The following is an 11374-nucleotide window of genomic DNA, read 5'->3' on the forward strand; positions in this document are numbered from 1 at the left end:
TGCTCCTAAAAATATAGCTGCTAGCGCTTATTGGATAAGCGCTAGAGCCCTATTTCATTAAAACTCATTCAAACCCATGTCCGCCACGCCTTCCCAGCCTCTGTCGCTCACCCGCCCCGACCTGATCCGCAGCACCAACTTCATCGCTGGCCAGTGGACCGCCTTTGCTGACCCCCGCCTGGAGGTCACCAACCCCGCCACCGGCGCCGTCATCACCTCCGTGCCCGACTCCGGTGCCCCCGAAGCCCTGGCCGCCCTGGACGCCGCCCATGCAGCGTTTCCCACCTGGCGCAAAGTCCCCGCCAAGCAGCGCGCCGCCATCATCAAGCGCTGGAACGACTTGGTGCTGGCCCACCAGGATGATCTGGGTGCGTTGATTTCGCTGGAGCAAGGCAAGCCCCTGGCCGAAGGCAAGGGTGAAGTGGCCTACGCCGCCAGCTACATCGAGTGGTTTGGTGAAGAAGCCACGCGCATGAATGGCGAAGTCATTCCTGCCCCCGTTCCAGGCCGCCGCATGTTTGCCCTGAAGGAGCCCGTGGGTGTGGTGGCTGCCATCACGCCCTGGAACTTCCCCGCCGCCATGATTGCCCGCAAGATTGCCCCTGCCCTGGCGGCAGGGTGCACCGTGGTGTGCAAGCCTGCGGAGGACACGCCGCTGACGTCACTGGCTTTGGTGCTGCTGGCGCATGAGGCGGGGGTGCCTGCAGGGGTGCTCAACATCGTCACTGCCTCACGCCAGAACACCCCTGCGGTGGTGGATGTGTGGCTGGACGACAGCCGCGTGCGCAAGATCACGTTTACCGGCTCTACCCCCGTTGGCAAGCATTTGGCGCGGCGCAGTGCCGACACGCTTAAGAAGCTGTCTTTGGAGCTGGGCGGTAATGCACCCTTTATCGTGTTTGACGATGCCGACCTGGACGCAGCAGTGGATGGCCTGATGGCGGCCAAGTTCAGAAACGGTGGCCAGACCTGTGTGTGCCCCAACCGGGTGTTTGTGCACCGCAGCGTGTTTGACACCTTTGCCGCCAAGCTCTCGGCCAAGGTGGCTGCCCTCAAGGTAGGCCCGGCCAGTGACCCGGCCTCGCAGATTGGCCCCATGATCAATGACCGGGCGGTAGAGAAGATTGAGCGGCACGTCAACGACGCTGTGGCCAAGGGCGCCCGGGTGCTCACCGGTGGGCAGCGCCTGGCCCACCTGGGGCCCAACTACTACGCACCCACCGTGCTCAGCGGAGCAGACGCCAGCATGGCCTGTGCGTGCGAAGAAACCTTTGGGCCAGTGGCGCCGCTGACCGTGTTTGACGACGAGGCCGAGGTAGTGGCCCAGGCCAACGACACACCGTTTGGGCTGGCGGGGTACTTCTACAGCCAGAGCATCAAGCGCATCTGGCGGGTGGCCGAAGCCCTGGAAACCGGCATCGTCGGCATCAACGAAGGGGCGATTGCGGCGGAGGCTGCGCCCTTTGGGGGGGTCAAGGAGTCGGGCTACGGGCGTGAGGGCTCCACCCATGGACTGGACGACTACCTGCACACCAAGTATGTCTGCCAGGGGTTGCTCGACTGAGGCAAAAAGCTGAGAAAACGGGGGCCTTCATGGCCCCTGTTTTTGTGGCTGCTGCGCAGCTGAGCCAACGCCACAATTTGAATGCTGGCGGCTGGGTTTCGTCGCTGCGGACAGTGGTTGGCGTGGGGAGGCTTGAGGATGTCGCGCAGAACTCCCCGCAGTTTGTGACAACGCGGCCGCGGGCGGTTTGCTGCGTTGCTTGTCTTGCCCACAGCCGGGCTATGGGCTGCCAACAGACGCCTGTCGGCCCACTCCGATCCACACTACCACCGACTCGCGAGGGCTCTGCAGGAGATCTTTGGGCCGATTGGTCGATGTGGTTGCTGTGGGAGTACCGTTGAAGTCATGGCGCACCCCATAGCGACAGCCATAGAGGAACCCAATAGCCCGCCAGCAAAGACGCCAACGCGAAAGCAAATGCACCACGGCTGAAAGACTGGTGCTTTGCGTAGCGGTACCAAGCCGCTACCGAAGCGGCACCAACGACGAGTGAGACGGCACCAAAGAGTTTGGAGCTGAACAATTCGGCGAAAGCTCCGCCAACGATGAGCCCGATGAACGAAAGCCCCAGGAAGGCAACAGGCCGAGAAATTTTCGGCTCCTTGACGCTTTCTGTCACGGTCCATGCAGCTTCGGCGCGGCTTTGCCAATACACACCCAATGCGACGCCGAGGATCACCAGGGTCATGCTGTATTCCGCAGTAAAGGGAGCGATTGCGTTGGAGAGAGTAAGCGCGAGTGCTATCGAGCCGACTGTGCAAAGCAAGACGCGCCAGAAGATCAGAGCGGCGAGGGCCGTGAGAATGTCTTCCATGAAATCTGGCTTTTCAAGTGCGGCGGTCGTGAAAGTATAGGTGCCCCATGGGTCAGGCATCTGCCGCGGCAAGGGCGTCCCTATCTGGGCTGTTTGAGCACACTCGACTGAAGCCTGGTGATCTCGCTTTTGGCGAGTCAGCCTGCTCGCTAACTACGATGCGATGCAGCGCCCTTGTTTGGCGCACCCGCCAGGGTCGCGTTCTTCTTGCAGCCCGCAAACATGTCCAGCTCAGGCTTGTACGCGCCGGTCTGCACGTCCATCAGTCCCAGCACCGAGTGGAAGTAGTTGTCGTGCGTGATGCGTTGCTCTGCCAGTTCTTTTTGCAGGCAGGGCGTGGTGGTGCCGTTGCGGGATTGCATGGCGGGTGAGAGCCAGGTGATCCAGGGGACGTGCTTTTGCACGTCTGGGGCGATGGAGTAGGGTAGGCCGTGCAGGTAGATGTTGTTCTCGCCCAGCGATTCGCCGTGGTCTGCTACATAAATCATAGCTGGCTGCGCTTTATTCTCTTGCGCTGAGAGCCAATTGAGCACTGAATTGAGAAAGTGATCGGTCTCGACAATGCTGTTGTCGTAGGCGTTGATGACGGCTTGGCGCTCGCACTCTTGCAGTGCGGTAGAGGTGCACTCGGGCTGAAACGGTTTGCGCTGGGACGCTGAGCGCTTGGAATAGGCGGGGCCGTGGCTGCCTATCTGGTGCAGCACGACAACCGTGCCGCGCTTGCGCTGCTCGGCGGGCAGCGCGGCCAGGCGCTGGTCCAGGTCTTTGAGCATGATGACATCCAGGCAGTCGCTGCCAGTGGGGCACAGCTCAGCGTCTTTTTGGGTCGAGGTGTCGGCGCTGGGAATGCGGTCGCAGGTGCCCTTGCAGCCAGACTGGTTGTCTACCCACAGCACGGCCAGGCCGGCGTGCTGCAGCACATCCATCAGGCCTTCGTAGTTGGCGTTGCGCGATTCGTAGGCGCTGCGCCCCAGGTGCGAAAACATGCAGGGCACCGAAGCTGCCGTGCTGGTGCCGCACGACCACGCGTTGGGGGCGTTGACCAAGTCGTTGCGTGCCGACAAATGGGGGGTGGTGGGGCGCGCGTAGCCGTTGATGGCGAAGTTGCCTGCACGCCCGGTTTCGCCCAGCACCAGTACCAGCAAGGGGGGCTTGGACTGCCCTGCATAGCTGGCGCCCAGCTGCGCGTCACGCCCCAGGGGCAGGATGGTGCGTGTGTCCATGCGCAGCGGGCGGGTGACGATGTTGCCCAGGGCGTATACGCTGTTGAGCGGGTTCATCAGGTAGCGCAGCTGGGTGTGGTTGCGCATGGTGGAGGCAAAGTCCTGGAACACCACCAGAACGCTGCACACCGCCACCAGCACGGCGGCCAGCAGCAGTACTGCGTTGTGCAGCACCTGGCGCAGAGGGGGCATGGTGCGCACGGGTTGGCGGGCCAGCCACACCAGTGGTGGCAGGGCCAGGGCGCCCACGGTCAGCGGCAGGCGCCAGTTCAGCAGGTCGCCTGCTTCTTTCACATCGGTTTGCAGCACGTTGGTGAGCATGCTGGCGTCAATGGCAATGCCGTAGGCCAGCATGAAGTAGGCGCCAAAGGCCGCCATCAGCACCAGCAGGGCCGCTGCGGGCTTGAGTGTCCAGCGCCATGCCATCAGGCTGAGCAGCGCAGCATTGCCCGCTGTGACCAGCACCATGAAAGCCAACATGAAAGCCCAGGAGCGCAGGCTGCCGTGCCCAGGCAGGTGCGCCAGTTCGCGCCACAGGGGCACGTTGCACACCGCAGACATCCACACACTGATCCACAGCACCACCCAACCAGGGTGCAATGGCTGATGGGATGGGCCTTGGGCCCGTTGCAGAAAACCAAAACGCAGGGGGTGAGGCAGCAGCCGTTGCAGGATCAGGGGCATGGAGGCCATTGTTCTTAACCTCACTTAAAGCAACATTAAGGTGCTTGACGCCCTTCAGCGGTGCGGGTATGCGGCGCCTGTAAAGGCGAGTGCAGTTGCCGATTGAGGCCCTGCTGGGTGTGAACAGGCTGGTGGGCGCTGTCTTGTGGACTGGTGCTGAGCAAGCAGTGCCCCCGCTACACAGCTTGAGTTTGTATCTAAGTGTGAAGTTTCTTTGAAGGTTTTGGGTGCTATCGCTTCCCCTAGGCGCCCTCTGCACGAATCACTAAGCCGTGTGCATCTGCGGTCTATGGCGGTCTAAGGTGGTCTAAGGCGTTGAAAATACTTGAAATGGCGAGGGCTATTGCTGCGTTTTGCGCCTGGCAGCCTATTCCCATGCGAAGCGCAACCCTCCACTCGATGCATGCAGAGCATCGTTGGGCGCTGGCCTTGCTCACGTACCCTGGCCGCGATCAGTCGGCAGGGGGGACCCTGATGTCCAGCGTCAGGTTCAGCGCTTCGGTCTTTTCGTATTTGCGGATGCGGCTGATCATGTCTGCTGTCAGCACATGGCCCGCAGACAGGAGGAGCACACCTTCTTTGGACAGCAGGTCTTTGCCCAGCGCCATGCCGGGCTGTAAGTGTTCGGGGGTGACGGGCTCCAGGCGTATGGGCTTGGGCTTTTCTACCTGGGTGATGTGCAGGAAGACATCGATTACCTCGGGGTCGAATTGGGTGCCGCGCCCGCGCTGCAGCAAGGTGCGGGCCTCTGCTTCGGTCAGGGCTGCGCCTGTGAGGTGGCCGTGGGTGAGATCGTCAAAGGTATCGACCACCCCCAGGATGCGGGCGCCCAGCGGGATCTGTTCGCCCTGGAGCTGCTCTGGGTAGCCGGTGCCGTCAAAGCGCTCGTGGTGGGAGCGGATCAGGGTGGCCACGGCTTGGTGATCGTCCAACGCCATGAAGGACTGTGCGCCCAGGCTGGCGTGGCGCTGGTAGCTGACCAGGTCGGGGGCGGCGAGTTTGCCGACGGGCTTGCTCAAAATGGCATCGGGCATGGCCATGAAGCCTACGTCGTGAAGCAGCCCGGCCACAAAGATGTCTTGCACTTCTTCCTCGGACAAGCCCATGGCCGCGGCCACCTTGCGTGCCAAGTGGGCGCAGCGTTTGCCATGCCCAGCCAAAACGCCACTGCGCAACTCCATCAGGTTGGAGAAAATCTTGATGCTGGTGAGGTAGTTGCGGCGCAACTGGTCGTTGGCTTGGCGCAGTTCGCCTGTGCGTTCCTGTACCCGCTGCTCAAGGCCGGTATTCAGGGTTATCAGCGCCTCGTTCTGGGTGGCTGTCAGTGCCTGCAGGCGGTCGCGTTCGCGGGCAAGCTGCTGGTGCTCTGCCGCTTGGCGCACGGTCAGGCGCAATTCCGCTTCGTCCCAGGGCTTGTGGATGTAGCGGTAAATCTGCCCTTCATTGATGGCCGCAATGGTGGCATTCATGTCGGCATAGCCCGTGAGCAGAATGCGCGCGGTGGCAGGCCAGCGGGCACGCACCTGGGCGAGCAATGCCGCGCCGTCCATGCCGGGCATGCGCATATCGCTGACCACCACGTCCACGGCTTCTTGTGCGAGCAGCGCCAGGGCGTCTTGGCCGCTGCCAGCTTGCAGCACCTTGCAGTCTTCGGCGCGCAGGACCCGCTTGAGGGCCGACAAGATACTGGGTTCGTCGTCCACGCACAGCACCGTCCACGCGGGGCCGGCCTGCGGCGCCGGCGCTGCCACAGACACCGATTCAGGGACTGCAGGGGCCAATGTATCTGCCGTGGGGGTGACAGTTTCCGTGAGGGCGGGAGGGAAGGTGTCCATGGCAGTCGGTACAGAGAGTGGGGGCCAGGTCAGTTTGCGGCGTCTGCCGGGCTGGGGGCGGGTTCATGCTTGATCGGGATGGTGACGCGGAAGCGGGTCCCAACGCCCAATTCACTGCTGACTTCCATGCGTCCGCCATGCTTTTGCACGATGCCATACGACAGCGATAGCCCCAAGCCTGTGCCTTTGCCAACGGGCTTCGTGGTGAAGAATGGGTCGAAGATGCGCTGCATGTTTTCTGCCGCAATGCCGGCGCCCGTGTCTTGCACGTCCACCCACACATTGGTGCCCTCAATTCCCGTGCTGATGGTGATGGTGCCGCGCTCGGCTGTGATGGCGTGCGCAGCGTTGACCAGCAAGTTCATGAATACCTGATTGAGCTCGGAGGGCAGGCATTGCACCTCGGGCAGCGGGCCGTACTGCTTGACCACATCGGCCTTGTACTTGATCTCGTTGTTGACGATGTTGAGTGTGGAGTCGATGCCTGTATGCAGGTCTACGCTTTCCCATTCCTGGCGGGCATCTACGCGCGAGAAGTCCTTGAGGTCTTGGACGATTTTGCGCACGCGCTGGATGCCGTCACGTGACTCTCGCATCAGGTTGGGGATGTCGTCTTTGAGGTAGTCGATGTCCAGATCGGCCTTGAGGCTGCGTATGCGCTCCAGGGCTGTAGGGTCGCCCACGCTGGCCTCGGCCAGTTCGTAGGCATCGAGCATTTGGAAAAGGTCCTGCAGGTATTGCTCCAGGGTTCCGAAGTTGGAGAAGATGAAGCCTATGGGGTTGTTGATCTCATGCGCCACACCGGCGGCTAGTTGCCCGATGGAGGCAAGCTTTTCCGACTGGATGAGCTTGTTCTGCGCATCCGAGAGCTTGGTGTTGAGCTCTTTGAGATCGTTGTTGGCCTTGATCAGCTCGCCCACGATCGAGCGGATCTGCTCGTCCGACATTTCTGCCAACGTCATTTCGTGGACGGGGGTGGTGAGGGCGTTGGATGTCATGGGGTCTCCTTGGCGGGGCGCAGCACGGCCAGCAGGTCGTTGAACTCACTCTCTATGCTTGCAAGCAGGGCAGGCAGGTCGTCTTCGTGCAGGTTCAGCCGGGCCCATGCCATGGGGTTCACGCACGGCACGGCTTCGGTGGCCGCGCCTGCAATGTCCAGCGCGTGGGTGATGGCATCGGCTGCATGCACCACGTCGATCAGCGAGACGGGGCCTGCTGGGGGGGGGCGATGGTGCCCGGCAATGGCTTCCACGACATCGCTGCTGAAGCGCCAGTGGCGGCACACCCATTCGCCCAGCTCGGTATGGTCTATGCCCAGCAAGGTGTGTTCGGCCTCGCAGTGCGGCATGTCGTGTTCCTCAGCCCAGGCGATGGCCTGGGCGGCCTCCAGCGGGTAGTGGCTGTCCACCACCAGGCGACCCACGTCGTGCAGCAGCCCTGCGGTGAAGGCGGCTGCGCTGTCCAGCCCCACATGCACGGCCAGTTGGCGCGCTGCAGCGGCACAGCCGATGGAGTGGCGCCAGAACGAATCCATGTGCAGCGACTTGCCGTGGAGCTTTTCAAACTGCACTGTGAGCGCAGCGGCAATCACCAGACTGCCCAGTTGCCGCAACCCCAGGATGTTGATGGCATCGCGCACTGATCCAATGCGCCCAGACAGCCCATAGAACGGTGAGTTGGCGAGCTGCAGCACTTTGATGGAGAGGGCCTGGTCCAGCCTTAGCGTGTTGGAGATGGCTTCGAGCTGCACCTCCTTTTGCCGCACCAGCAGCATGAGCTCTTGCACTACGGTGGGCAGGGACGGGAGGGCGCGGATGTCGCGCGCCAGGGCTTCTCGGTCCAGCGTCAGGAGGGTGGGGATGCTGGTCATGGCAGGGGTGTCCCACGGTAGGTGAATAGCGCCTTTTGCAGCACATGCGGTTGCTGTGGGGTGCGGCGAAAGAGGTAGTGCAGTCGCTGGGTGTTGGCCTTTTGTATTGCACCATCGGGAGCGGGTCTGACGGGGGAGGCGCCATCGGCGTCGTGGCCATTGGCTGCTTGCGTACCGGCGTCAGCGGGCATGCCGGTTGACGTGGTTGTGTGCGGCCCATCGCTGGGAAGTGTGTGCGGGAGTGCGTGCGGGAGGGGGTGTGCGGTGTCCATGGGCAATGTCCTGATGTGATGCGCTGGTCCTTATCCCTGCACGATGGGCTGTCCGCCAGGGACGGGGGGAATGTCGGAGTCTTTGCCATCGGCCTTGTGTGGCTGGCGGTGCCGCTGCGTGAGCACTACCAGAAGCCCGCGCGGCGGTGTTTCGCCCAGCGCACGCACCTTCATGCTCCAGTGCTGGCCCTGCCAGTGCAGGGGCGGTGTCCCTGGCTCTGGCAACGCATTTGCGTGCTCGCCTTCGGCTACGGGCAGTGCTTGCTGCAGCACTGTGGCGGCGGCTTCGCCCAGCAGTGGGGTGCTCATGCCCAAAGTGCGCTGGGCTTCTTGGTTGGCCAGCACGATGGTGCCGTCGGGGTCGATGCCCAGCAGGGGGGCGGGCAGCAGGTCCACCATGTCGCGCACGGCATTGGCGCGGGCAGTTTCTTGGTCAATTTGGTGTTGCTGGTTGCTCAGCACCAGTTCCAGCCGCTCGTTGGCAGCGGTCAGTGCTTCGCTGGCGGTGACGACGGCGGTGGCCAGCCGCTTGTTCTCGTCACCCAGCTCTTTATGGGCAAAGGCCTCTTTTACGTGCACGATCAGGCGCTCGTCATCCCAGGGCTTGGTGAGAAAGCGGTAGATGGCACCTTCGTTCACAGCGTCGGTGATGGACTGCAGCTCGGTGTAGCCTGAGAGCACCATGCGCACGGTGTCGGGGTACAGCTCTTTGGCTCGGCGCAAAAACTCCACCCCCGTCATGCCGGGCATGCGCTGGTCTGACAGCACCACGTCCACTTCGTATTCGGCCATGCGCTGCAAGCCTTCTGCGCCGCTGCAAGCCGTGACGATGCGATAGCCCTCGCGCCGGAACAGCCTGCGCAGGGCCGAGACGATGTTGGGTTCGTCGTCCACCAGCAGCAGCGTGCGCTCGCGCCGCCGGGTCAGCAAATTGGCAGGTAGCCGGATGCGGCTGGCCAGCAGCTGGGCCAGGGTAGGGGCGTCCACTGGGTCCGACAGCACCGGCCCTTGCATGCGGTCGCAGCCATTGGCGATCAGGAGTGTGAGTTGGCCGGTGGTCTCCACGCCATCGGCCAGCACCTTCATTTGCAGGCTATGGGCCATGTTGATGATGGCGCGGGTGAGCGAGACATCTCCCGTGGCTGCCGTTACGTCCGAGACGCAGGATCGGTGCACCTTGATCACGTCTACCGGAAGGCTGCGCAGCAGCCCCAGGTTGGTCGCACCTGCGCCAAAGTCGCTCAAGGAAATCTCGAGCCCGATGTCGCGCAACTGCGTGAGGGTGCGCACCAGTGTTGGGGCTGCGTTGAACAGCGCCTGCTCGCTGATCTCGATACCCAGCGACTGCGGTGTGAGACCGTGGCTGGAGATGCAGCGGCGCAGCTTGTCCACCACATCGGGCTGCTGCAGCTCCAGCAGCGAGATACGCAGGGCCATGCGGGGCGGGCGCACACCGGCCTGCTCCCAGGCGCGCAGTTGGCGGCAAGCGGCCTCGCGCTTCCAATCGCCCAGCATCACGATCAGGCCCGTTTGCATGGCGACAGGAACAAACTCCGAGGCAGGCACGTCACCCAGCTCTTGGCTGCGCCAGTTCACTCTGAGTTGCACACCCGCAATGTCTCCGGTCGTCAGGTCTGCCTGCAACTGAAATGACAGGCTCAACTCAGCGCGCTCTGCAGCGTGGCGCAGGCCCGATTCGATGGCCAGCTTGCGCAGGGCGTGTTGGCGCGTCTCTGGTGTGAACACTGCCACCTGCTCGCCTGTGGCGTCGATGCCCATGCGTGCAGTTTGCGCGGATTCCAGCAGCTCGCCAGCGGTTTGTGCATCGGCGGGGAAGCGGGCCACGCCCACGCGGGCGCCGGGCACGATTTCGGCTGCGCCAAGCCGCTCGGCCTTGGCCAGTGCTTGCACCACGGCGCGTGCGTGGCGGAACCCCTGGGCATCCAATGCACTGCTCTCTGGGCTGAGCAATATGGCGAATTCGCCACCATCGATGCGGGCGACGATGTCGCCTTGCTCGGCCAGGGCACACAAACGCGATGCTACGGCCATGGCCATGGCATCGCCCGCGCCGTAGCCCATGGCCTGCTTGAGCTGGTCCACCTGATCAACTTGGATGGACAGCAACAGAAATGGCTGGGGATTCCACTTGGCACTGTGCACCGCTGCGTCAATGCGGTCCAGCAATTGGGTGCGATTGGCCAGCCCGGTGACTTCGTCATGGTTGGCCAATTCCTGGATGCGCTGTTCGGCCTCGCGTTGGGCCGTAATGTCTTGCACGATGAGGTAGCCATGGCGGCGCCCGGAAGGGTCGATCTCGACCATGCCGCGTTGCAATACCTCCATCCTTGATCCATCGCTGCGCACCAGTCGGTGCTGAAATTCAAACGGTTCATCGGGCAGTGCACCCTGCCAGATGGAAGCGGCATAGCCACGTTCTTTGGCGGGCAGCCAGCGTAGCAGCCGCCAGGTGGGCAGTGCGTCAGGACGGAAGGGCAATCCCAGCAGGGCGTACAGCCCTTTAGAGAGCACGGCCTTGCCATCGTCCAGGCCCAGCTCGGCAGAGCCACTGCGCCCCATGGTCTCGGTTTGCTCCAGCATGCGGGCACGCCAGTGTGAGGAAAACGCGATTTGCGCGCGCTGCGGATCGTCGACCAGGGTGATGAGCTCGGTTTCTGGCCCGAAGGCGGGCAGTGCGCGTGCGTAGGCACGGCCATTGAACACCTGTGCCGCTTGGTTGGTACAGCTCACATGCCGTTGGCCCCGGCCAATGCCCTGAAGCTGCGGCCACAGCTCTTGCCACTGCTGCTGCAGCCAGGCTGAGGGGCGATCGGCATCGGTGGCGTTGGCGCCCAGCAGTTCGGCAAACCGGGCATTGATGAGCTGCGGCACGCCCTGCACCAACAAGCACAGGCCCATGGGCGTGGCGTCAAAGATTTGGCGCTTGAGGTCGTCCACTGCCATGCCAGCGCGGGCGGCAGGCCCGCAGGCTGCCAGCGGGCCATCGGTGGGCAAGGATGGGATCGGTGTCATGCGTTCCTTTCGGTGCTGCGCCACCCCTGGGTGGTGCCTTGGGTGCCACGCACTGGCGCTTTACATGCATCCATTATGG

The 11374-nt window shown here is 63.0% G+C and carries 8 protein-coding genes; 1 reads left to right on the plus strand and 7 read right to left on the minus strand.

Translation table 11 applies throughout. The features are described 5' to 3' along the window. The first annotated feature begins 76 nt into the window (after positions 1-76). On the plus strand, positions 77-1564 hold the full coding sequence (locus tag C8C98_RS16955) for an NAD-dependent succinate-semialdehyde dehydrogenase (protein ID WP_121455243.1): 1488 nt from the start codon (positions 77-79) through the stop codon (positions 1562-1564). 343 nt (positions 1565-1907) lie between these two features. On the opposite strand, the gene C8C98_RS16960 is transcribed toward C8C98_RS16955, so the two are convergent. The 7 genes from C8C98_RS16960 to C8C98_RS16985 all read right to left on the minus strand — a co-directional run bounded on the left by C8C98_RS16960 (position 1908) and on the right by C8C98_RS16985 (position 11295). Beyond that, complete coding sequence (locus tag C8C98_RS16960; RefSeq protein WP_121455244.1) at positions 1908-2378, minus strand: hypothetical protein; 471 nt, start codon at positions 2376-2378, stop codon at positions 1908-1910. Between the two features lie 149 nt (positions 2379-2527). Beyond that, positions 2528-4285, minus strand: coding sequence for a phosphoethanolamine transferase (locus C8C98_RS16965; protein WP_121456337.1), 1758 nt, complete (start codon positions 4283-4285; stop codon positions 2528-2530). A 452-nt stretch (positions 4286-4737) separates the two neighbouring features. After that, the gene (locus C8C98_RS16970; protein WP_121455245.1) at positions 4738-6120 is read right to left on the minus strand and encodes an HD domain-containing phosphohydrolase; all 1383 of its coding nucleotides are present in this window, start codon (positions 6118-6120) and stop codon (positions 4738-4740) included. A 29-nt stretch (positions 6121-6149) separates the two neighbouring features. Further along, complete coding sequence (locus C8C98_RS16975) at positions 6150-7118, minus strand: ATP-binding protein (RefSeq protein WP_121455246.1); 969 nt, start codon at positions 7116-7118, stop codon at positions 6150-6152. After that, entirely contained in the window at positions 7115-7990 is an 876-nt protein-coding gene (locus C8C98_RS16980) for an HDOD domain-containing protein (RefSeq protein ID WP_121455247.1), read from the minus strand. The genes C8C98_RS16975 and C8C98_RS16980 overlap by 4 nt, the downstream gene beginning before the upstream one ends. Beyond that, positions 7987-8262, minus strand: a complete 276-nt coding sequence (locus C8C98_RS21610) for a hypothetical protein (RefSeq protein ID WP_147436388.1) — start codon at positions 8260-8262, stop codon at positions 7987-7989. The genes C8C98_RS16980 and C8C98_RS21610 overlap by 4 nt, the downstream gene beginning before the upstream one ends. Positions 8263-8292: 30 nt before the next feature. Continuing rightward, positions 8293-11295, minus strand: coding sequence for an EAL domain-containing protein (locus C8C98_RS16985; protein ID WP_121455248.1), 3003 nt, complete (start codon positions 11293-11295; stop codon positions 8293-8295). Positions 11296-11374: the final 79 nt, after the last annotated feature.

The organism is Acidovorax sp. 106, assembly GCF_003663825.1.
In the GTDB taxonomy this organism is placed as follows: domain Bacteria; phylum Pseudomonadota; class Gammaproteobacteria; order Burkholderiales; family Burkholderiaceae_C; genus Acidovorax.